This is a genomic window from Rhizobium sp. L43, from assembly GCF_002531725.1.
Classification (GTDB): Bacteria; Pseudomonadota; Alphaproteobacteria; order Rhizobiales; family Rhizobiaceae; genus Rhizobium.
The window spans coordinates 86,327-108,632 of sequence record NZ_NWSQ01000021.1; the positions used below are offsets into that span (position 1 = coordinate 86,327).

Consider the following 22,306-nt stretch of genomic DNA (forward strand, 5'->3'; position numbering starts at 1 on the left):
AGTCGCTTCGCGTTTTTCCCGGCAAAACCGCTGCGCACTTTTGCTGGAATTGCTCCAGATCAGATGTCGAACTGATAGGTCTTCGGCACGAAGCGATAACCGCCATCCTGCCGCTCGACGAAGCCGACCGCCGGGAACGGCATGTGGTAGCCGAGGAAGGCGATCTTGTCGGTCGCGATCATATCGAAAACCTTGCGGCGGGTGGCCGCCGCCTGCGCCTTGTCCATGTCGAAGCGCACTTCCCAATCCGGACGCAGCAGCGACAGGATATAATGATTGGCCGTATCGCCGGTGAGAACGAGCCGCTTTCCCTCGGATTCGACGTGGAAGACCATGTGTCCCGGCGAGTGGCCGGCGGCCAGTATCGCGGTGACGCCAGGGGCGAGGCTATCGCCGTCCTTGATGAAGGTGGTCTTCTCGGCAAGCGGCGTCACATTGGCGAGCACCGCCTTGTGACCGCCTTCGGCCGGCGTGCCCTCGCGTGATTTGTTCGACCAGAAATCATACTCGGCCTGGCCGACGACATAGCGAGCATTCCTGAAGGCGGGCGCGCCGTTTTCCATCAGGCCGCCGATATGATCGCCGTGCAGATGGGTCAGCGCAACGATGGTGACGTCGTCGGCCGAATATCCAGCCGCTTTCAGGCCATGGGCAAGCTTGCCGCTGCCTCTTGCCCGGCCGCCCTCGCCGAAGCCGGTATCGACGAGAATGACATCCGAACCAGTGTCGATAAGGGCCGGCGTGTAGCCGTTCAGCAGCTTGTCGGCAGGCAGGAAGTTTGCCGTCAGCAATGCCTTGACGGTTTCCGGATCCTGATTGGTGCCGTAGGTTTCATAGGGTTTTTCGGAGACATTGGTGCCGTCGCGCACCGCGGTAAATTTGTAGGAACCCAGTTTGAACTGATTGATTTCGGGCAAAGGCGTCACATCCATATTTCTGCTTGCTCCAGTGGCGGCCGCTTCGGCCTTCTCTCTCAAAATTGCCGGCGCCGCCAGCAGGCCGAGGCCTGCGGCAAAAAGCGTGCGCCGCTTTATTCCCAACGAAATTGCCATATGTCCATCCTCCTGCGACGTGCGTGCGTCGCCGCACGGCCCCCGATGTCGATTCCGGCCGGATTTCTTTTCCCGGCGGAGTAGACATATCTCAATCTTGACACGCGGCGTTGTCGGACAAGCCGTCTCACGCAGACGTGAAGCAAACATGTCATCGAAGCGGATTTGGGGATTGGCACGGCTGGGAACTGGGACTAAACAGCACGGGCCTTCCCAGCTCCCATCCGCTGCCCCACCAAGGCTCCCGCCTATGAACCGCATCGTCCCGCTGATCCTCGCCGTCGCCCTCTTCATGGAACAGATGGATTCGACCGTCATTGCGACGGCGCTGCCGGCGATCGCCAGGGATCTTCATGTCGGGCCGATTACGCTGAAGCTGGCGCTGACCTCCTACATGGTGGCGCTGGCGGTGTTCATCCCGGTCAGCGGCTGGATGGCCGACAGGTTCGGCGCCAAGAAGATCTTCCGCCTTGCCATCTCGGTCTTCGTCATCGGCTCGATCTTCTGCGCCGTCTCGTCCAACCTCGTCGAATTCGTTTTCGCCCGCTTCCTGCAGGGCATGGGCGGCGCGATGATGACGCCGGTCGGCCGTCTGGTGCTGGTGCGCACGACGAAGCGCAGCGATCTGGTTTCGGCCATGGCGCTGCTCACCATCCCCGCCCTTGTCGGCCCGCTCACCGGACCGCCGCTCGGCGGTTTCATCACCACCTATTTCAGCTGGCACTGGATTTTCCTGATCAATGTGCCGGTTGGCATCATCGGCATCTGGCTGGCGACGATCTTCCTGCCGGAGGTTGAAGCGACGGCGCCGCCGAAGCTCGATTTCACCGGTTTCGTGCTGACTTCGCTTTCAGCCGCCGGCGTCGTCTTCGGCCTGTCGGTGGTCAGCCTGCCGGCGCTGCCGCCTGCCATCGGTGTCGCCGCCACCGTCATCGGCCTTGCCTGCGGCTTCCTTTACATCAGCCATGCCAAGCGCCACCCGGCACCGATCCTCAACCTCAACCTGTTCAAAAACCCGACCTTCCGGGCCTCCACCTTGGGCGGCACGCTGTTTCGCATCTGCGTCGGCGCCATGCCGTTCCTGACGCCGCTGATGCTGCAGCTCGGCTTCGGGCTGACGCCGTTCCAATCCGGCCTCATCACCTTTGCCGGCGCGATCGGGGCGATCACCACCAAGTTCATGGCAAAGCGCGTCTTCGCCGCCGCCGGCTTCCGCACCACGCTGCTCGGCGCCGCCATGGTGACGACCCTGGTGACCGTTATCACCGGCTTGTTCACGCCGGCGACGCCGCATCTCGTCATCATCGGCGTGCTGCTTATCGGCGGCTTCTCCCGCTCCTTCATGTTCACCGGCGTCAATGCGCTTGCCTTTGCCGATATCGATGATGCGGAAGCCAGCCAGGCGACATCGATGAGCTCGGTGATGCAGCAGATCAGCCTGGCGCTCGGCGTCGCGGTCGCCGCCGCGATCTTGGAAAGCTCGATCTATCTCAGGGGCGAAGCCCTTGATGTCGTCGACTTCCACCTTGCCTTCTACATCATCGCCGGACTGACCGTCATTGCGACCATTCCCTTCATCAGGATGGACCGCAATGCCGGTGCGCTCGTTTCCGGCCACCGGCCGCGACGCATGACGGCATCGACTGTCGAAGCCGAGCAGCCGGTGGTGAAATAGGCCGCTGCGTAATTGCTGCCGCAGCCTTTGCGCGTCTGGAAGGCTGTCGTCCTATTCAGGGTTTTCACAGACGGCGCAGAGCTTGTTGCCGTCGAGATCGCGCACATAGGCGGCATAGAAATGGGCATGGTAGGGGCGCAGGCCCGGTCCGCCTTCATCCACGCCGCCTGCCGCCATTGCCGCCGCATGGAAGGCATCGACATCAGCCCGATTCGCAGCCGCAAAGGCGACCATGGCGCCATTGCCCGATGTCGCCCTGCGGCGATTGAAGGGGGTCACCACCCAGAAACGGCAGCGCATATCGCCGTCGGCGGAATAACCGATTTCCTCCTCCGAATAGTGCTGGCGGCGATAGCCGAGCACAGGCAGCACGGCATCATAAAAATGCCCCGCGTGATAAAGATCGTTGGTTCCGAGCGTGACGTAGAGAAGCATGGGATCAGCAGCTCTGATCAGCAGCGCCGCGCGTCTCCTCCAGACGCGTTAAGGACGCTGTAGCGTTTTCAATTGCGCGATCATCTTATCCCTAAATCGATCCCGATTTAAGGCGTCATGCAAGAGACCGCCATCACCCGTCGGCACCGGCCGGAAGATCAGGCTTTCTCAGTTTCAGCTTCGGCCTTGCGCCCCTTGAAGCCCTTGGCAAGCAGGAACATCTCGACCGATTCGGCGCGCGACGCGTTCGGCTTGACATGGACGACCTGGCGGAAATTCTGCTTCAGCATGGCGAGCAGCTCACGCTCGGTGCCGCCCTGGAAGGTCTTGGTGAGGAAATGTCCGCCCTCGCCCAGCACCTCGACGGCGAAATGCGCCGCGACTTCGCAGAGATGCATGGTGCGCAGATGATCGGTGCGGTGGTGGCCGGTGGTGGGTGCGGCCATGTCCGAGATAACAAGATCGGGCGTGCCACCGACCGCTTCCAGCAGCTTTTCCGGCGCTGTGGGATCGAGGAAATCGAGCTGCAGGATCTTGACGCCCGGCAGCTGGGTCATTTCGAGGAAATCGATCGCGGCGACGCGGATATCCTCATCCGTCGAGCCGGTGACCTTGGCGGCGATCTGCGACCAGCTGCCCGGAGCAGCACCCAGATCGATGATACGCTTGGCGCCGCGCAGGATATGGTGTTTCTCGTCGATCTCCAGCAGCTTGAAGGCGGCGCGGGCGCGATAGCCTTCGAGCTGGGCGCGTTGGACATAGGGATCGTTGATGTGGCGCTGCAGCCATTGGCGCGAGGAGGCCTTCATCTTCTTGTTCTTGACGCGCTGGCCGAGCTTGCGGCCGGTGCGGTTTCCCGCGATCGGTGCCTTGGTCATGCCTAATCCTTATCTCGCACGTTGGCCGCGGCGGTTGCGGTTGCGCCGCCACACGCCGTCATCGGCCATCATGTCGGTGAGCAAGCCTTCCCTCAAGCCGCGATCGGCAACGCGCATGCGCGGGCTCGGCCAGCGGCGGCGGATCGCCTCGAGAATGGCGCAGCCGGCCAGCACCAGATCGGCCCTGTCAGGCCCGATGCAGGGATTGGCGGCGCGGCTTTCGAAATCCCAGGAGAGAAGTTTTGCCTGCATGGCGGAGACCTCGTCGTCGGACAGCCAGATGCCGTCGACCCTGCGCCGGTCATAGCGCGGCAGGTCGAGATGGACGCCGGCAAGCGTCGTCACCGTGCCCGAGGTGCCGATCAGATGGAAGTCGCCGGTCTGGGCGATCTCGATCTCGGGGCAGTCGAAACTGACGAGCATTCCCTCGACCTCGCGCACCATGCCCTCGAACACCTCCGGCGTGACGTCACGCCCGCCATGGCGCTCCGACAGCGTCACGACGCCGACCGGCAGCGAGGTCCAGTGGGTGATGTGATTGGCAAGCCGGCTGAAGCGATTGTCGCCGATGCGGATGACGGCAATCTCCGACGAACCGCCGCCGATATCGAAGAGCACGACGGAGCGCGTCTCGCGCCCCACCAGCGAGGAGCAGCCGGAGACGGCAAGCCGCGCCTCGGTCTCGCGATCGATGATCTCCAGCTCGAGGCCGGTTTCGGCAACCACCCGGCTGAGGAATTCTTCACCGTTGACGGCCTGGCGGCAGGCTTCGGTGGCGATCAGCCGCATGCGGCGGATCTCACGGTTTCTGAGCTTGGAGGCGCAGATCCGCAGCGCCTCGATCGCCCGCTCCATCGCCTCGTCGGACAGACGGCCGCTGGCCGCAAGGCCCTCACCGAGGCGCACGATGCGGGAAAAGGCGTCGACGACGCGGAACTGACCCGGACGGGTCGGCTGGGCGATGAGCAGACGGCAATTGTTGGTGCCGAGGTCGAGAGCGGCGTAGAGCTCTTCCGGCCACGTATAGTCACCGGCCTGGCGATCCCCCTGAAAACCGGGGTGGCTATCCTGGCGGCCCTTGCGGCCGGCGGCTGCGCCGTTTTGCGTTTCGCGCGGAACTGATATGCGCGCCGTCTCTTCCGCGCGGCTTTCCTGCTGCGGCGAGGAAGGCTTTGCCGCCGTCAGCGGCCGGCCCTGCAAACCGCGCTTGCCGCGATGTTTACGGCGGTTGCGCCGGCTCGGCGCCGACTCGCCTTCAGAGCGCGCAGCATTGCCCACCGCTTGCGTCTGCTCCATCGCATGGGGATGAGGTGAACCGCCTTGCGCAGCACTATGGCCGCCACGACGGCGACGCTTGCGCTTGCGAGCCGGATTGCCGGCTGCATCTTCCATCGGGCGCGCAGGCTGTCCGGCACCGCCGGAGGGCTCATGCGAAGCGGGATGAGCCGCGTTGCGGGATTGCCCGCCACGTTTGCCCTTACGGCGCCTGGACTTCTTGCCGTCCTTGCGCCCTGCCGCCGACGCCCCGTCAAATTGCGGCTTTGCGCCGCCTTCGGGGTCTTCCACGTTGTTTTTCCACCGCGCCGCGCAAGTCCTGAGGTATGCAGCAGGCGCTCATTCGATTTTTGCGTTGCGGCAAGAATATCAGCGCCCGCCGAAATCGCCAAATTCTTTTTTGGACAGGGAATTTGCGGATGGTTTCAGGTCTTCCGCACCGCACCGAATTTTTTCAAAACGGGTATTTGCAATCCGCCCGCTTTTGGTTATAAGCGCCGCACAGCAGCCAAGCCATGCTTCGGCGGCAACTGCTGGGGAATAGTTCAATGGTAGAACGACGGACTCTGACTCCGTTAATCTTGGTTCGAGTCCAGGTTCCCCAGCCAATCAATTCTACTTACAATTTCCTTCATTAAATTCAGAACGTTTCGCGTCAGTTGGGAATTTCTGTTCTCTCCGAAGAAGACTACCGCGACCTCGTCGACGTCAGTGACGCGCGCGCCGCGAAGGCGCGCATCGATGCCGGCGAAGAGACCTGGCCGGAAGACGTCGTCAAGGCGCTGATTTCAGGCGAAGATCCTGTCCGCTTATTTCGCAAGCATCGCGGCATGAGCGTCAAGGAGCTGGCGGAAAAGGCCGGGCTCTCCCAGCCCTATTTTTCCGAAATCGAGACCGGAAAGAAGGAAGGCTCCCTGGACGCGTTGAAGGCGATCGCGCGGATTCTGGACGTCGACCTCGACGATCTGGTTTGATGCAGGATGTGCATCCGCATCCTCGTAAGACGCACTCGGCATTGTCGCGATATGTCGGTGCTGGCGAGCCTATTCAAGATGCGACGACGGTCGACCGGCTATTCAAAGAGCCGACTATTCAAAGAGAATGAGGCTTGCCGGCGTTGGCGGCATCGGTTTGACCGTGACACCGGCAAGGCCGGCCAGTCTTGCCATCTCAGTCAGCTCACTTTGCGTGTAAGCTTGGCCCGCCGGCGTGCTGGCGAGCATCTCCCAGGAGAAGGCCGCGGGAAAAGGCGGCGACACGCCATCTTCGTTCGGCACGAAATCGACCGCGACGATCCGGCCATCCCTTGCGAGGCTCGCGATGATCCTTCGCAACAGCTGGGCACATGTCGGCACATCGAAGTGGTGCAGAAAATTCGGCAGCAGGACGAGATCGTAACCCGTGCCCCACTCCACATCGAAGGCACTACCGGCGATCGTCCGGTATCGGTCGGCCACGCCGGCTTTTTCCGCATTCTGCCGCGACAGCTCCAACACGGCGGCCCAGTCGACGGCGACGATCTCCGCCGATGGAAACGCCTTGGCGATTTCGATCCCGAAAACGCCTGGACCTGCAGCGATGTCCAAGACCTTTTTGGGAGTCCTCGGCCAGCCGGAGATTTCGCCAGCCAATATCCTAGCGCTGAGCCCGGTAAAAGAGCCCATGCCGCGCGCAAACTTCACCCAGACGGGATTGTCCGACGACATGTTGGCAAGCCCTGCCGAACCGCCGTTTCGCACGATGGCGGCCGGATCGCGCAAAAAATTATCGATTACTTCGGGTGCGGCGACGAACTCGACGGCAGAGCCCATATAGGCCGGTGAATTGCGATCGAGGAACATTCTGGTCGAGGGCGTCATTCGGTACTGTCCGCTCGCCTTTGTCAGGAAACCATGGACCACGAGGTAGTCGCAAAGGATCCGCACCCCACGCTCCGAGGCGCTTGTTGCCGAAGCCAGCAATGCTGCCGTTTTGCCCTCGCCGACGTGCGTAAAGAGATCAAGCTCGATGGCGGCCCTGATCGCTGCCGTCTTTCGGCATGCAAACAGTGCATCGACCACGAGTTCGGGCGACACGACGCCGGCACCGGCGTCCTCGACGATTGTTTCCATGGGATCCCCCCAGAGCCCTCGACCGATCTTGCCTGGCAGCGCCGGCGGCAGAAATTATGCGTATATCCGCATATTCTACAATACTCACCGCACTAAGCCTATCGGGTTCCCCGCCTTAATGGCCGAGCTGTCCTGCCGGCCATAGGACCACCAGGCAATCGGGCGACACCTCCGTGTCGCGATTGCGGGAAAAGAGAAATGCCGGTCCTCAACGACCTGGTATCAGACCGCTGAACCAGATCTGTTTTCGGACTCCAGAAACCAAGCGTAAGTGGAGCGGATGCCATCCTCAAGCGAAATGCGCGGTTTCCAGCCCATGTCCTGCAGCTTCTGATTGCTCATCAGCTTGCGCGGCGTGCCATCGGGCTTGGAAAGATCGTGAATGATCTCACCCTCGTAACCGATGACGCGGCACACCAAACGGGTCAATTCGATAATTTCGAGATCCGTGCCCGAACCGACATTGACGTGCTGCGCGCCCGAATAGGTTTTGAGCAGAAACACCAACGCGTCAGCGCAGTCGTCGACGTGAAGAAACTCCCGGCGTGGGGTTCCCGTGCCCCAGACCACCATATGCGGGTCTTTGCGAAGTTTCGCAGCATGCGCCTTGCGGATGAGCGCGGGTAGCACATGGCTGGAATTCAGGTCGAAATTATCGCCCGGGCCATACAAATTGGTCGGCATGGCGGAAATGTAATCCCGACCATATTGCTTGCGATAGGCTTCCGCCAGCTTGATTCCGGCGATTTTGGCAATCGCATACCATTCGTTGGTCGGCTCGAGCGGACCGGTCAACAGCGCCTCTTCCGGAATCGGCTGCTGTGCGAGCTTGGGATAGATGCAGCTTGAACCCAGGAACAGCATCCGGTCCACGCCGCCGCGGTGGGCGGCTTCGAAGATGTTCGCTTCAATAATCAGATTGTCATAGATAAATTCTGCGGGATAACTGTCATTCGCGAGGATGCCGCCAACCTTGGCAGCAGCGAGAATGATGACATCAGGCCGGGCTGCTTCGACAAATTTCTCGACCTCATCCTGCCGCTTCAAGTCGACCTCACGGCGGGTGGCCGTGACGACGTTGCACTCTTCCGATTGAAGCCGGCGCACAAGAGCACTGCCGACCATCCCGCGATGACCGGCAACCCAGATCTTCTTGTTGGATAGGTCGTACACTCAGATCTCTTTCCGGCTGTTCAGAGCCTTCCAGTGCTTGACATCCTCGCGCACCATTTCGGCGGCGAGCTCACGAACCGGGGTCTTGTGCTGCCAGCCCAGCTTCTGGCGCGCCTTGGTCGGATCACCCAGCAGAAGATCGACTTCCGTCGGGCGGAAATACCGAGGATCGATTTCCACGAGGCATGCACCGGACGCGGAGTCATAGCCCTTTTCGTCGACGCCGGATCCCTTCCATTCCAAAGTAATGCCGACGTCGGCAAAGGCCCACTCGACAAACTGGCGGACACGCGTCGTCTCACCCGTCGCCAACACGTAGTCATCCGGCTTGTCCTGCTGCAGCATGCGCCACATGCCCTCGACATATTCGCGCGCATGGCCCCAGTCACGCTGGGCGTCGAGGTTCCCCAGGTAAAGCTTGTCTTGAAGGCCGAGGCTGATGGCAGCCACCGCCATCGTGATCTTGCGCGTGACGAAGGTCTCGCCGCGAAGCGGGCTTTCGTGATTGAACAGAATGCCGTTGGACGCGTGCATGCCGTAGGCCTCGCGATAATTCACGACGATCCAGTAGGCATAGAGCTTGGCTGCGGCATAGGGAGAACGCGGGTAAAAGGGCGTCTTCTCGCTCTGCGGCACTTCCTGCACAAGACCGTAGAGTTCTGACGTCGATGCCTGGTAGAACCGGGTCTTTCCCTCGAGCCCCAGGATACGGATCGCTTCGAGCAGCCTCAACGTCCCGACACCATCGGCATCCGCCGTATATTCCGGCGTTTCGAAGCTGACACCGACATGGCTTTGTGCGGCCAGGTTATAGATTTCATCGGGTTGTGTCTGCTGGACAATCCGCAGCAGGTTGGTCGAGTCGATCATATCGCCATAGTGGAGAACGAAGCGGGGATGGGCCTCATGCGGATCCTGGTAGATATGCTCGATGCGGCCGGTGTTGAAAGACGAGGACCGCCGCTTGATACCGTGTACCGTATAGCCTTTGCTCAGCAGCAATTCGGCCAAATAGGCACCATCCTGACCAGTCACCCCAGTAATAAGCGCGGTTTTTGTCATTTTTTCACATCGTCTTTCGATACAATCTTCGGCTCGTGTTTATGGAAACGGCCGAACGAGTGCAACCCCCATGTAACTGCGGCCAGGCCGGCGAAATGAGCGTCGTCGATCTCTTCGGTTGACGTGAGACTGGCACAATGAGACTAGAGCTTTCCATTATCAGATGCCCAAGGGGGAAAATATGATCCTGGTGACGGGAGGAGCCGGCTTCATCGGTGCGAATTTCGTGCTCGACTGGCTTGCGTTTCACGATGAACCGGTCGTCAACCTCGATGCGCTTACCTATGCCGGCAATCTTGGAAATCTCAGCTCTATCTGGAACGACCCGCGCCATCTCTTCGTCAAAGGCAGCATCGCGGACTACGACTTGGTTGAAGGGCTGCTTCGAACGCATCATCCCCGCGCAATCCTCAATTTCGCGGCCGAAAGCCATGTCGATCGATCGATCCATGGGCCTGAAGAATTTATCCAGACGAATATCGTCGGCACCTTTCGCCTGTTGGAGGCCGTCCGCGGATTTCTCGCCCCGCAGAATGCAGCCTTCCAGGAGAGCTTTCGTTTTCTCCACGTGTCGACGGACGAGGTCTACGGTTCACTGGCGCCCGCGGAAGCCGCCTTCAGCGAAGATCGCAAATACGAACCAAACAGCCCCTATTCCGCGAGCAAGGCGGCCAGCGATCATCTGGTTCGCGCCTATCATCACACCTATGGCTTGCCGGTTCTGACGACCAACTGTTCGAATAATTACGGTCCCTATCATTTTCCCGAGAAGCTTATTCCGCTGGTCATTCACAATGCGCTCGCGGGGAAACAGATTCCAATCTATGGCGACGGGATGCAGGTACGCGACTGGCTGTTCGTCAAGGACCATTGCAGCGCGATCCGGCGCGTTCTGGAGAGCGGAAAGGTCGGGGAAACCTATAATGTCGGCGGCAGAAACGAGCTGACCAACCTGTCGGTAGTCAATACGCTCTGCGAGATCCTCGACGAATTGAGGCCCCTGCCACACGCGGCAAGCTACAAGTCACAGATCACTTTCGTCCGTGACCGCCCCGGTCATGATCGCCGTTACGCTATCGATGCGGCGAAAATCGAGCGGGAACTGGACTGGCACCCGAGCGAGACGTTCGATACCGGCATTCGCAAGACCGTCGAGTGGTATCTCGCCAACGAAGCATGGGTCGAGAACGTCACAAGCGGCAGCTACCGCCAGTGGATCGACCGCCAGTACCAATAGTGGATCGGAGGAGGCTAGCTAGAGCGGTTCAGCTTTTAACGGAGGCGCAGAACCGCTATATCCTTTTGTCTTACGCATTCCAGGCTCCTCCCCGCGAGCGTGACGTCAATACCTGATGAAATGGTGCAGGAAGCGCTTGACCGGCAGGGGCACATAGCGTTGCACCCATCTGCGCGCCAGAACCATGAAAAAGGGGCGAAGGCCGTCGGAAAAGCCTGGAGAAATCGTTCTGATCACCTTCAGGGCTCGCATCAGCGCGCGCTCGTAAGCCTTGTAGACAGCGGCCGGCTCCTCGCAAACGGCGGTGTAGAAAGCTGACAGCCGGTCGAACATTCCATTGGTCAGCAACTGGAACTGGTGAAAGTGATAAAAGATCAGAGGCGAACCTTCGACCTCGATCCTGCCGGATGCATCCTGCGAAAAATGCAGCTTTTCGTAATTCCAGGGAGCAATCCCCGCTCCCCGATGTTCGATGATATGGCAATTCGGATAGAGATCCGGCCATTCGTCCAAATATTTCTGGTCGCCCATCTTGCCGTCTTCCAGGCGATAGTAGCACCATTCGATGCACTGCTCGCGCCAGCGCGCAAGGCAGCGCATTCCCTCTTCATCGCGCCGGAAGCTCACCCATTCCACACAGAAACGGCCGTTAATTTCCCTGTCCTGCAGCCGCGGGGCAAATCGATGCTCAATAATGGCGATGGAATTATCGCCGATTTCGTCGAAGATTGGTTGGATCGACGAATAGAACAGCAGGTCGGAATCGAGATAGGTGATGAAATCGATTTCCGGATGGTGCTCCAGCACGAAACTCGGCAGACACGGAGACAGGGTCCAGCAATATTCGGCAACGCCACGCGATTTCTTGGTTTCCAGGAGTTCCGGGGTCTCGAGATCGGCAAGCGCAATGCAGGTGATGTAGGACCTCTTGGAGGCGGTCAATATTTCCTGCGTCTTTTCGTCCATGCAAAGCACAAAAACATGCGCGTCGGGACACCACTGGACGAGGCTTTCCATCATGGCCATCCCTTTGATGAGATAGCCGCTGTCGAAAAGGGTACAAAAGTAATTCGTCATGATCGGGATTGTTTCCTGCACAAATAGGTGCGGCCTGCATTGCCCTTGCTGCTGTCCTGTGGATCGGCGTTCTCGCTCAGCGTGAAGGTCGCCTGGACTTCCAGGCCATGAACTCGAAACATATCCAATAGCTGCGGCTCGGAAAAATGGATCTCTATGGTCTCGATGCCATAGGCTTGCTTGCGGAAATACTTGGTCGGCTCGCCGTAGACAACAGGCGTACGGTGAAAAAGCACGTATTCCTTGGCAACGCGGGCGCTCTCGGCGATCGCCGCTTCATAATTGGGAATATGCAGCAGGCAGCATCCGGAGACCACAATATCGAAAGCGCCATCCTGATAGCTCAGCCGCGTTGCATCCTCCACGTCGAACGACAGCTTCGGATAGATGCTGCGCGCCATATCGATGAAAGCATCGGAGTAATCGCAGCCGCGATACCGCAACGGCAGGCCACTCACTTCCAGGACCTCGGAGTAATATCCGCTGGAGCAACCGATTTCGAGCAGCGAACCATCGGCCGGGAGATTGTCGATCTTACGCAGCGCAGCGGTAAAAACATCGAATACGTCAATGGAAGCGCCGCTGCGATATTCCTTCAGCTGGCGCTCGACGAGGGCTCTCTGACGGGCGGGCAGATCACTCGCTTTCCAGGATGCGGCAAGGCGCGAGCTTTCGCTGTCACGCCGCGCTGAATCAATCTCGACATAGTGGGAGGAGACCGATGTCGCCGGCAACAGCCGTTCACGCAATCGCTTTAACCGGCTCTTCACCCCCGGAAAGCGATTGAGACTCGCGCGCAGAAACGACATCAGCCCTGTTTCTCCAGATATCGTTCGAGGATCGGCACCAATTCTTCCATTCTCGACTTGTAAGTGTGGTCCTTCAGCGTCCTTGCCTGGCCGGCCTTTGCGATAGCATCGGCTTCGTCGGGGTGGTCTATATAATAGCGGACGAGTTCTGTCGCTTCCTCAGGACTGGAATAGGCGACCACCTCCCTGCCGACGTCGAAAATTTCGCCGAGATTGTCTTTCCTGTCGGTTATCAGCAGCGATCCGACACCGGTCGCCTCATAAAGCCGCATGTTATTGGCATTGTTTTCGGCAACATTGATGTGCCGGTTGATAGTGATCCGGCTGCGAGCCAGCGCGCGATACATATCCGGGCCCCAGACTTCGCCATTGTGACGTTTGCGAATCGGCGAAGAACGCGGGAGCGTCTTCGCGCCGTAGCCGAAAAACTGTATCGGCGTGGTATCGGCAAGATGTTCGAGCAAGGGGACGGCCTTGCCGTGATGGCGGCTTATGCCGCCGACGAAGCTCACCGGCACATCGCGTGGGACATTGCCGAGTATATCGAGCACCCGGGTATCGAAGCCGATCCTGAAATATTCGGACTTTATCCCCATCTCGTGAAAACGAGGCACGAAATGGGGGAAAGACGTCAGAATAAGATCATAAGGCCGCAGAAACCCATCCGGCGGCAGGGGACAAGCGATCTGCCCGACAATCAGAGGCACGGTCTTTTTCAACTCCGCCAAAGCATGCGGCGGAAAGAAGCTGAGATCCTGACAGTAGAGCACATCCGGCTTGAATGTTCGAACCCGGGCCATCGCGACCTCCAGCAAGCCGGGGAGCGCCGCCAGCCGTGCGCCGATATAAGGCAGCCTGAAAAACCGATGCGGCAATTTCATTGCCCAAGCGCTGAATGGTTCGTTGTTTTCTTGCGCCCAGGCCGACTGAAGCGGGACACAATTGCCGACGATATCGATGACGTCGCAGCCAAGCTCCGTGAGATGGCGCGAATAGAAATCAGACGTGCCGAACGCAGCAGCCAACAACGCTTTCGTCTGTTCTGGCGAGGCCGATTTTCGCAGCTGTGGCCGCTGCGCATAGAATTGGCTCAGAAAACGTGCGTAATATGTGTCAAATATTGCTATTTTCATGTTCACCGTCTGGTTGGCTACCAGGGCGTTCCTGGGATGTTGTATAGACACTACCGACAACCTTTGCCGGGTTCCCGGCAATTATCGCCCCTGCGGGGAAATTTCCCCGGACGACCGCACCCGCAGCGACAATGCTATCACGTCCTATTTCTGTGCCACGCAGGATCAGGGCATTGGTACCAATGAACACATTGTCGCCAATGTGCACTGGTGCTGTCTTTATATCCGCCTCGACATCCGAATGACGGCGCCCTTCCGGACGTATTGGATGAAAGTCCGTGTCGAAAATCGTTACATTGGCTCCCATCAGCACTTCCGCGCCGATCGAAATCCGTACAGCCGAGACGATGGTTGCACCACTGATCCCACTGTCTGCGCCAATGCTGATCTTCGATCCGGCGCGAATGGTCGCTATCTTCACCGGATGATTGAGAGCTAGCGCTGTAAATCGTGAATCAGAACATAGGACGACGCGATCATCGAGGTGAATCTCACTGTCAGGATGCCGTTGCAACAGAGGGGCGCCATAGAGCACGACATCACGGCCAACGCTTACTCCGTGACGTCTCAGTTCGCCAAGCCGCCTTGCACGCACAAAGGAAAAGGCAAATTTCTTAAACCTGGACGTCATGCTTCCTAAAAGGACACGAGCGCAGAAGAAATAGGCCATGCGGAAAGGTGCGGTCAATCTCTGCACCGGTGAACCGACAAGCGAATAGAAGATCAGGCGTTGAAACACATTGTGGGGAGAGCGCCTGCCAAACAGTCGTTTTTTCCATGAAAGCCTGGAGACGTCGTTTCCATATACTGGAGGCGAATAGATGATTGCTTTTGTGCTGACGATCAGAGGCACTCCAGCGCGCGCGAAGCGCATGGCGATTTCATAATCGGCCATGTAGTGCGGCAGAAGGCGTGGTCGCGCACCGCCATATTTCCGAAACAACAGGGCTGGATAGAGAGTACCGCGACCGCTCAATGCATCCACGCGGTATTGGCTGTCCGGCGACCGTTGTTGCGCTTTGCTTAATTCCGAAAGGAGATCCCAAATCGCGAACCTGTTGATGTTGATCCGAGGTCCTATACTGACAATAGGTGGGTCTTTCTCCTCTTCATGGATAACGCTTCCGACGGCGGCTTCGCCATTCGCCTTGGAAGTTTGCACCAGGGTGTCAACATAATTCTCGTCGAACCAGGTGTCATTGTTCAGAAGTAGGATATAATCTTCAGCCTGACAGGACGGAAGGACGTGTTTCAGTCCTTCCGCGATGGCACCCCCCCACCAAAGATTGCCGTCGCCTCGGATTTCGACCACATCGCCCTGCGACTGCAGGTATTCTGCCGTTCCATCGGTCGAACCGTCGTTGACAACGACAATTGTCAACGCGTCGACGAAAGTTTGTCTCCTGAGAGCCTCCAACACCTTCCGAGTGTCTTCCAGACGATTGAAGACAGGGATAATGACGTTAACGCGCATCGTTAAATTTCCCGCCTCTCAAGAAACCAGCCAGAATACGACCATTCGTATTGTCCCTGAGCTGGCGTAACGCCAATGCCCCACCGCTTTAATTCCTGCAAGGGTGGCGGTGTTGCTATTCCGAATGTCCCGGCTGGCTGAAAACTATCCAGCACCTCGTAGCCATGCCTCGCGAAGTGATCCTGCAATTCATTCGCGTTCAAGAACCATACCGGATAGCTCGCGCGATAGATGCGTTCCGGCACATGCTGCACAAAAGGGACTTCGGCGACATCGAACCGCGCGCTTGTTCTGTCAACAAGGATGAACTTGACGCCTTTCGAAAGAAGGCTCTCAAGATACTCGTGAGGATATTCAAGATACTGGAGCACGCCAGAGAGCAGAACGATGTGGGGATTTACAAGGTCGATTGCCTCTTCGAGGCTTTGAGAAAAGCTCAGGACCCCGTCTTCAAATTCTGTTCGCCCTGCGTCTGCAAAATGAGGCTGCTCGACTACGCACCATTTCAATTCCGCGAGATGAACCAGTTTCGAACGGTGTTGGAAATAGGAACTTCCCAACGCGCCCCCGAAATCGACCACCCTCAAACGACGATCGGATCTGGATGCAACATAGAGAAGCCAGGCAAGCAGCGGATGCGAGTAGCTTCTTTCCTTGAAGATGACAGTATCCCGCTCATATGAGGCACGGCCCTGAACGACCGCGCGCGTCGCTTCCACGGCTTTTGCAAGAATAACCGGCGCATCATAGCCGGCTGAATCTGCCATTGCCGAACGCCAATCATCGTAAGGTCCGTCGAAAACGATGTTGTGCCGCCGGAATTCGGTCCGGATCTCCCGTTCGCGCGCTTGCGGCGATTCCCGCGTCACCTCAAGCAAACAGTGGATTCCCGGGAGCGAAAAATTAAGCCGCCTCATTCTTCAAACCAGGCCTGGAAAGGCCGTCGCTCAAATTCGTCCAGCGCCCCACCGGGGGTGGAATTGAAGATGCCGATATCATTCGCTCTCGCGATATTTGCGATGGCTCGATATTGGCGCCACAGCCGCGCCGCCTGCTGAAAGTCGTCGTGGCGGCTCATTGTCGGGCTGCCGTCCGCATTTACGGTGAAATCTTTTCCTTTTTGCACCTTGAGTTCGAACGCGTATTCGTAACTTGTTGACAGGAAACGATCGTGGTCGACGCCGAGCAGGATGATCTCCTTGAAACCGAGATACATCGCTATCATCAAGGCCATCACCGGCACCGAATCGACACGGGGCACCGGTTTGGAGATATCGACGATTTCCACGGATGGTCTTTCGTCGAAGCTTTCGCCCAGCACGAGATACCGGACCGTTCGCCCTGAAAACAGATTGTGTTTTCGAACCAGCTCCGCTTCTGTGGAGCTGAGGAACAGTTCCGCTCCGCCCAGATGCGAATGCATCTCGTCAAACCAACGAACCACGTCCTCCGGTGTCATCAATCCGTAGGTAATTTGCGGAACACAATGATAACGAGACTGGAACTTGTCAAAATCGGAATGCAGATAACCGTTGGAAACGGTTACGACATTTTCGCCTTGAAGCCGCGACAGATCCAGGCCCTTGACGCTCGGTCCATTTCCTAAAATAAAACAGCGTTGGCCCGCATGCAGCCCGGCAAGCTGTCCATTTTCGGCCAGTGATCTCGCGACATCAGCAGAGAATTTGTGGCGACTCTTTAGCCTGCGCTTCAACTCATGCACACCGTAGGGGAGCAGCATCGAGCCAAAGGTCAAAATCTTTCTCAAAGCTGCAGCCACTTCACCACCTCGAAGACTTCGGCGTATTTTACACCGATGCGCTGGCCGGCGTTCTCGGCTTCATTGCGGAAGAAGCTCACCCATTTCCGCCCCGTGCGCTCCATCTCGGATTCATGCGCAAGGATCGCTTTTTCCTTCTGGTCCCAATGGGCGGTGATGTCGACGTAGAAATTTCCCCTGAAATCGACCGTCGAATGATACCAGTTGCTGCGATACATCAGGAGACGGGGCACGTGCCGGCAGCTGTGCAGCGACGCGCGCGACAAGGCCAGGTGGTCATGATGGATGTCGCCGACCCAGTGGGTGTAGACCATATCGATCTTCAGATCCTGCACAAGCTTGAGGATCTCGATATTTAGCGGATCGACGAATTCGATCTGGAGCGTTTTGAACTCGCCGCAGAACATCTTTTGCACGCCGAGAATTTCCATCGCAGCATCCGCTTCCGCCCTGGCGACCTGGCTGCTGCGGACGGACTGGTCATATTGGTTGGAAAAACCGGATACGGTTGCGACATAGACATAAACCGTGTCGCCGTTGGCAGCGTGACGCGCCAATGCACCGCCACAGCCCAGTTCCACGTCGTCAAAATGGGCACCGATCGCGAGAATATTCATTTGCAACTCCAGAGCAGGTCACGCGTGCCTGCAATACCACAATTCAGCAGTGTGTCGAGAATGCTGAGATAGGGCATGAACTCGCCGAAGGGCTGTGGATAAACCGGATGGACGAAATGCTGCCATTCGATTTCGATTCCAGCTGCCTCAAATACTTCCGGCCGCATATAGTCGCGCGCGCCGAGGCCCGAGAGATAACGTGTTGCTCCCACTTTGCGCAGCAGTTCGACAAGCAACTCATTCTTATGCCCTACCGGGCTTAATGTACTCGATCGCACCCTCGGCATCGTGATTTCAAGCATATCCAGGATACCGTCCAGGAAATGCATATTGAAATCGGCCAAGAGGTCGAACCGCTTGCCGTAGAGGGCTTCGATGCGCGGAAAGACCTCGCTCCAGCCGGCGGATTTGCGATAGTTTTCGCGAAGCAGCGAAAGGTTCTGGTCTATCCATCCGGTGCCGGGCGCCAGTTCCACCGCATTGATTGCCGTGCCCAAACTCGGCTTTCGGATTCCGACGGTGAGCCACCGATCGCCTTGCGCCGTCTTTATCTTGTCACGATGCGTCCAGCTTTTGCTCGTACCATGGACGAACTGCACGTGATCCAGAACGATATAGAGGTTGGCGTTCAGGAAACGCTGAAAAAAGCCGAGATATGAAGCAAAATCTGGCTGATGAATAACCGCAGTGATGGTCATGCTGCCAATCTTTCCAGCAAATCGGCGACCCGCCCGACCCCGCCAAGATCGACCTTGGTCATAGCGATCTCGCTCATAGTCCTGATGGGAATTGTCTTTTCCAGGATACCGAGATCGAATGCCGAGTGATGCCCGGCAAAAAACGCCGCTCCCAGCTTCTCAAGCGCACGCCCGACGGGGATTTCAAAAGGCTCGTTGGCGATCACCACGCAGGGCAGCCCAGCCGCGCAGGCCTCGAACGGGGTAATACCGCCACCGGTAATGGCCAGATCATGTCGATGCATCTCCGCGGCCAGCGACGGCACCTGGTTCAGCAACCGGAACCGGCCCGGCGAAGCGGCCGAGACGACCTCTTCAAGCTCCGCCACGTGCTGGAAGCTCGGGCCTGTAACGATGGTGACAGGGAAGGGCTTGCTGCTCAGCCATTTGGCGACGCGGACCGTCACTCCGTAAGTATCGGCGCCACCGAGCGTGACAAGTATCGATGCAAGCTTTTCCCGAACTCGGCGATACCCAGCGATCTCGGGATTGAGTATCATGTACTCCGCCCCCAGCCGTACATCCCTGCCCCTCAGACCTTCAGTGTTATCGAACAGCAGAGCGCAGATATTCATGTCGGCAAGTTCCGCGCCATCACCACGATCATCGAAGGTAACAAGCTTGGCGTCCAGGCGCTTGATCGTCTCGCCGTGGGACCGCTGCGTATTGAGGCGGTCGTTGATCCAGATCGGAGACGGGCCAGTTGCTTCGAGGAAATCCTTCTCCCATCCCGTCACGGCGGCGAGATCGTAACGTGCCACGTCAAAGCCGCGCTCCCGGATGATTCTCAACGAATTCGGATGATCGTTCGCCAAAAAACGGACCGAATGACCGCGTGAACGCAATTCGGTGGCGAGCGTCAGCGACCGAAACAGATGCCCCATGCCGCGCGCATGCGAACTTTCTATGCAGAAGACGAACATAGCCTGATCGCTTCTTCCGTCCCGAGCCAATTCCCGCCCGCCTGCGCTGCGAGCGCACGGGCACGGCTCCAATCTTCCTCCGTATCCACCGTCAGACGCAGCTCCGGAGAGATTTTGGCCGGGGGCACATCGAGCTGACCGATCTTGAACAGTTCGGGGCAATCGGTGAAGTATTCATTCACGTGTTCGCGATGGTGCGGCAGCTTTCCCTCGCGGTGGCTGCGCGACAGGGCTTCGAAGGTGAATATCTCGGCGCCGACGCCAATAGGCAGCTGGCCAAAGGCATGCGTGTAGTCGAACCCCTGCTTCTGGTGCAGATCGATCAGCCTCTCGAGCTCCTCGATGTCAGTGAAGGGATTATCTGCCGTCAACCGCACGATATCCGACATGCCGAGCGATCTCGCGCACTGAAAATAACGATCGAGAACATCGGTTTCGTCACCGCGAAAACAGCTGACGCCATGCTCAAGGCACCAAGCTTCGATAATATCGTTCTCACTGGCGGACGATGTCGCAACGACAACCTTTGCCGGGCGCTTCAACATCTGAAGCCTGCCAAGGACATGTCCGAGAAGGGGCTTTCCCGAAATGTCACGGAGCACTTTTCCCGGCAGCCGCGTCGATCCCATCCGCGCCTGGATAATGATCCCAAGCGTCACGCCAGATCGCTCCACTGGAGGACCGCGTCGCCGTCGAGATCCTTGATCAGTCGTCGCCCGGCAAGAGTTTCGAGATGTTTGGGTTCGATTCCCGTCCCCGGCCGTTTGACCGAGATGTCGCCGGCGGAGATCACATGGCCGGCTTTGAGCGGTCGGCTGACAACGATGCTCTTGCGGTTGTTCAACCTGGTCGTCGCTTCGCTTGCAGCCGGTTCCTTGCGACCGCTGCCCTTCATGATCTCGAACGCGCGGATCGCATCCACCAGCCATTTCATTTCCGCCGGATCGGCCGAAAGCATGTGGTCGGGGCCGTCGGCCTTTTTGTCGTAAGTGAAATGTCGCTCTATGACCCTGGCGCCCATCGCAGCCGCACAAAGGCTTGCGACGGGCGTCACCGTATGGTCGGAATAGCCAACATCGAGATCGGGAAACGCCTCCATCATCGTTTGCATCGCACGCAGGTTCACATTTTCCGGATGCGTCGGATAGCTCGTGATGGCATGCAGCAGAATGAGCTTGTCGTTGCCCGCCTCCTTGATAGCGGCGACGGATTCCCGAACTTCGTCGAGCGTCGACATCCCCGTCGACAGGATGATCGGCTTGCCGGTTTTTGCCAGATAACGGAGAAAGGGAATGTTGACCGCGTCGTCCGAACCCACCTTGTGGGCGCCGACTCCACATTTCTCCAGCAGATCGACATCCGTTTCATGCGAGGGCGAGGAGAACCAGTCCAGCCCGTGCTCTTCGGCATAGCGAAACACCGCTTCGTGCAGCTCGTGACCGATTTCATATTTGCGGAACAGTTCGAACTGCGAGGTGACGCCCGTGTTCTCCATATCGAACATGGCGTTGCGGCTCGACAGTGTTTCTGCCCGGTAAGTCTGGAGCTTGACAGCATCGACCCCTGACGCCTTTGCCTCGTCAATTAGGCGCTTTGCCTGATCGAACGTCGTAAAGTTGCCGCCGATCTCGGCTATGATATAGCAGCGATCAGGCCGGTAGTTGCGGAACATCTGTTACTCCCTGTAATCACGACCGGCAATTTTGCCTCGCGCCCTTGGTAGGATGCCCAGGCCCAACAAATGTTGAGCTGGCAAGGGTGCCCATAACGCGCGTATTGCAGTCGACTATCGCCCGATTTCCTGGTTCCGATCGACGTAGTTCCGGACAATAACCTGTCTGCCACAAATCTGTGCGGTTTCGTCATTGGTCTCCCTCGGCAGGTAGCACCTGCGGCAGACCTCGCTCTTCAGGAAGCCCTGCGGTTCCTTGTGCAAAGCACGGACGGCGTTCATTTTTTCCCCGTGCCATATCTGGTGCACGGTTTCGGTGTTCGCATCGCCGATAACCTCGCGGTTTTCCTCGTCGTTCGAGCACTTCATGACCAACCCGTCGGCACCAATCACCAAGCGCTGGTACTGCTGCGGGCAGGTGAAATTGTCGAGATAGGCGATGTCCGAATCGTTGCCGAGATAATCGATCAGCGGATTGAAGGCCACGAGATCGACGTAAGGCGCGAAAGTGTCGTAATAGAGATCAGGATTTTCCCGGATCGCCGGCCAAATGCCCTGCACCTTGATGACAGGACGATGGAGACCGCGCTCGTCCTTGTACTTCTTTATGTCCTTGATCTTGTCGAGCAGGGCCTGGAACTTGATCGGCTTGCGGATCTTCTCATAGGTTTCACCGGTGCCGTCGATCGAAACGGTGATCCAGTCGATGCCGGCATCGACGAGCTGCGCAAAATAGTCCCTGTTGAGCTTGAAGCCATGCGTAAGGGTCGAGACTTCCTTGATCCCGTGGTCCTTGGCATAGCGCACACAGTCGGCGAAGCGCTTGTGCAGCGTCGCCTCGCCGCGCAGCGACAGACGGATCGCAGGAACCTTGCCACCGATCTCATCGATGATGCGGCAATAGAGGTCCCAGTCCATCCGGGTCGTGTTGACGCTCTTCTTGAACTCGTCGCTGATCGTATAGCACATCGGGCAACGCAGATTGCAGATCGACGCCAGCTCGAGATCGACCAGCAGCGGGTAGTCCGAAACATGCTGGTTCAAGGCATATTCCGACCACTTGCGACGGTAATCCGCGTATTCGGCTTCCCACCCCTCGCCACGGAATCTGTCGAACGCGGCTTCGCGCTCGTCCGTGTCCATCGAGTAGTTGCCCTTATTGATCGGAACGTAACGCTCGTTCAAT

At 58.2% G+C, this 22,306-nt stretch carries 22 protein-coding genes and 1 tRNA gene; 4 read left to right on the plus strand and 19 right to left on the minus strand.

Annotated elements, in window-relative coordinates:
* Positions 1 to 59 precede the first annotated feature (59 nt).
* A complete protein-coding gene (locus CO667_RS25185; RefSeq protein WP_097621008.1) occupies positions 60 to 1,052 on the minus strand; it encodes an MBL fold metallo-hydrolase in 993 nt (330 codons plus the stop codon).
* Positions 1,053 to 1,302: 250 nt separating this feature from the next.
* Between CO667_RS25185 and CO667_RS25190 the strand changes: the two genes are divergently transcribed.
* Positions 1,303 to 2,727: a DHA2 family efflux MFS transporter permease subunit gene (locus tag CO667_RS25190; RefSeq protein WP_097621009.1), complete on the plus strand. Its 1,425-nt coding sequence runs from the start codon at positions 1,303 to 1,305 to the stop codon at positions 2,725 to 2,727.
* A gap of 51 nt (positions 2,728 to 2,778) precedes the next feature.
* Here CO667_RS25190 and CO667_RS25195 read toward each other — a convergent pair whose 3' ends face one another.
* From CO667_RS25195 to CO667_RS25205, 3 genes are all read right to left on the minus strand, one after another.
* Positions 2,779 to 3,162, minus strand: coding sequence for a VOC family protein (locus CO667_RS25195; protein WP_097621010.1), 384 nt, complete (start codon positions 3,160 to 3,162; stop codon positions 2,779 to 2,781).
* 158 nt (positions 3,163 to 3,320) lie between these two features.
* Entirely contained in the window at positions 3,321 to 4,040 is a 720-nt protein-coding gene (locus tag CO667_RS25200; RefSeq protein WP_097621011.1) for an RlmE family RNA methyltransferase, read from the minus strand.
* Between the two features lie 9 nt (positions 4,041 to 4,049).
* Positions 4,050 to 5,606, minus strand: a complete 1,557-nt coding sequence (locus CO667_RS25205) for a Ppx/GppA phosphatase family protein (protein ID WP_097621012.1) — start codon at positions 5,604 to 5,606, stop codon at positions 4,050 to 4,052.
* 243 nt (positions 5,607 to 5,849) lie between these two features.
* On the opposite strand from CO667_RS25205, the gene CO667_RS25210 reads away from it, so the two are divergent.
* Positions 5,850 to 5,923: transfer RNA gene (locus CO667_RS25210), tRNA-Gln, on the plus strand.
* 51 nt (positions 5,924 to 5,974) lie between these two features.
* Positions 5,975 to 6,289 carry a helix-turn-helix transcriptional regulator gene (locus CO667_RS25215; RefSeq protein WP_245433256.1) on the plus strand — a complete coding sequence of 105 codons (315 nt, stop codon included), beginning with the start codon at positions 5,975 to 5,977 and terminating at the stop codon, positions 6,287 to 6,289.
* A 114-nt stretch (positions 6,290 to 6,403) separates the two neighbouring features.
* On the opposite strand, the gene CO667_RS25220 is transcribed toward CO667_RS25215, so the two are convergent.
* The 3 genes from CO667_RS25220 to gmd form a co-directional block, all read right to left on the minus strand.
* Complete coding sequence (locus tag CO667_RS25220; protein WP_097621014.1) at positions 6,404 to 7,426, minus strand: class I SAM-dependent methyltransferase; 1,023 nt, start codon at positions 7,424 to 7,426, stop codon at positions 6,404 to 6,406.
* 222 nt (positions 7,427 to 7,648) lie between these two features.
* On the minus strand, positions 7,649 to 8,599 hold the full coding sequence (locus CO667_RS25225; protein WP_097621015.1) for a GDP-L-fucose synthase: 951 nt from the start codon (positions 8,597 to 8,599) through the stop codon (positions 7,649 to 7,651).
* Positions 8,600 to 9,661: a GDP-mannose 4,6-dehydratase gene (gene gmd, locus CO667_RS25230; protein ID WP_097621016.1), complete on the minus strand. Its 1,062-nt coding sequence runs from the start codon at positions 9,659 to 9,661 to the stop codon at positions 8,600 to 8,602.
* A gap of 181 nt (positions 9,662 to 9,842) precedes the next feature.
* Here gmd and rfbB point away from each other — a divergent pair, with 181 nt between their 5' ends.
* Positions 9,843 to 10,898: a dTDP-glucose 4,6-dehydratase gene (rfbB, locus tag CO667_RS25235; protein ID WP_097621017.1), complete on the plus strand. Its 1,056-nt coding sequence runs from the start codon at positions 9,843 to 9,845 to the stop codon at positions 10,896 to 10,898.
* A gap of 105 nt (positions 10,899 to 11,003) precedes the next feature.
* On the opposite strand, the gene CO667_RS25240 is transcribed toward rfbB, so the two are convergent.
* The 12 genes from CO667_RS25240 to CO667_RS25295 all read right to left on the minus strand — a co-directional run bounded on the left by CO667_RS25240 (position 11,004) and on the right by CO667_RS25295 (position 22,305).
* On the minus strand, positions 11,004 to 11,975 hold the full coding sequence (locus CO667_RS25240; RefSeq protein WP_097621018.1) for a hypothetical protein: 972 nt from the start codon (positions 11,973 to 11,975) through the stop codon (positions 11,004 to 11,006).
* The gene (locus CO667_RS25245; RefSeq protein ID WP_097621019.1) at positions 11,972 to 12,784 is read right to left on the minus strand and encodes a class I SAM-dependent methyltransferase; all 813 of its coding nucleotides are present in this window, start codon (positions 12,782 to 12,784) and stop codon (positions 11,972 to 11,974) included. Before CO667_RS25245 ends, CO667_RS25240 begins: the two co-directional genes overlap by 4 nt.
* Entirely contained in the window at positions 12,784 to 13,998 is a 1,215-nt protein-coding gene (locus tag CO667_RS25250) for a glycosyltransferase (RefSeq protein ID WP_245433258.1), read from the minus strand. Before CO667_RS25250 ends, CO667_RS25245 begins: the two co-directional genes overlap by 1 nt.
* Complete coding sequence (locus tag CO667_RS25255; protein WP_097621021.1) at positions 13,898 to 15,391, minus strand: glycosyltransferase; 1,494 nt, start codon at positions 15,389 to 15,391, stop codon at positions 13,898 to 13,900. The genes CO667_RS25250 and CO667_RS25255 overlap by 101 nt, the downstream gene beginning before the upstream one ends.
* A gap of 2 nt (positions 15,392 to 15,393) precedes the next feature.
* Positions 15,394 to 16,260: a TIGR04325 family methyltransferase gene (locus tag CO667_RS25260; RefSeq protein WP_245433266.1), complete on the minus strand. Its 867-nt coding sequence runs from the start codon at positions 16,258 to 16,260 to the stop codon at positions 15,394 to 15,396.
* Between the two features lie 44 nt (positions 16,261 to 16,304).
* Complete coding sequence (locus CO667_RS25265; protein ID WP_179874217.1) at positions 16,305 to 17,171, minus strand: hypothetical protein; 867 nt, start codon at positions 17,169 to 17,171, stop codon at positions 16,305 to 16,307.
* Complete coding sequence (locus CO667_RS25270; RefSeq protein ID WP_097621023.1) at positions 17,156 to 17,788, minus strand: PIG-L deacetylase family protein; 633 nt, start codon at positions 17,786 to 17,788, stop codon at positions 17,156 to 17,158. Before CO667_RS25270 ends, CO667_RS25265 begins: the two co-directional genes overlap by 16 nt.
* Positions 17,785 to 18,486 carry a WbqC family protein gene (locus CO667_RS25275; RefSeq protein WP_097621024.1) on the minus strand — a complete coding sequence of 234 codons (702 nt, stop codon included), beginning with the start codon at positions 18,484 to 18,486 and terminating at the stop codon, positions 17,785 to 17,787. Before CO667_RS25275 ends, CO667_RS25270 begins: the two co-directional genes overlap by 4 nt.
* On the minus strand, positions 18,483 to 19,448 hold the full coding sequence (locus tag CO667_RS25280) for a glycosyl transferase (RefSeq protein ID WP_097621025.1): 966 nt from the start codon (positions 19,446 to 19,448) through the stop codon (positions 18,483 to 18,485). The genes CO667_RS25275 and CO667_RS25280 overlap by 4 nt, the downstream gene beginning before the upstream one ends.
* Complete coding sequence (locus CO667_RS25285) at positions 19,430 to 20,107, minus strand: glycosyltransferase family protein (protein ID WP_097621026.1); 678 nt, start codon at positions 20,105 to 20,107, stop codon at positions 19,430 to 19,432. The genes CO667_RS25280 and CO667_RS25285 overlap by 19 nt, the downstream gene beginning before the upstream one ends.
* Positions 20,104 to 21,120: an N-acetylneuraminate synthase family protein gene (locus tag CO667_RS25290; protein ID WP_097621027.1), complete on the minus strand. Its 1,017-nt coding sequence runs from the start codon at positions 21,118 to 21,120 to the stop codon at positions 20,104 to 20,106. The genes CO667_RS25285 and CO667_RS25290 overlap by 4 nt, the downstream gene beginning before the upstream one ends.
* 114 nt (positions 21,121 to 21,234) lie before the next feature.
* Positions 21,235 to 22,305, minus strand: a complete 1,071-nt coding sequence (locus CO667_RS25295) for a radical SAM protein (RefSeq protein ID WP_097621028.1) — start codon at positions 22,303 to 22,305, stop codon at positions 21,235 to 21,237.
* Between the last annotated feature and the right edge of the window lies 1 nt (position 22,306).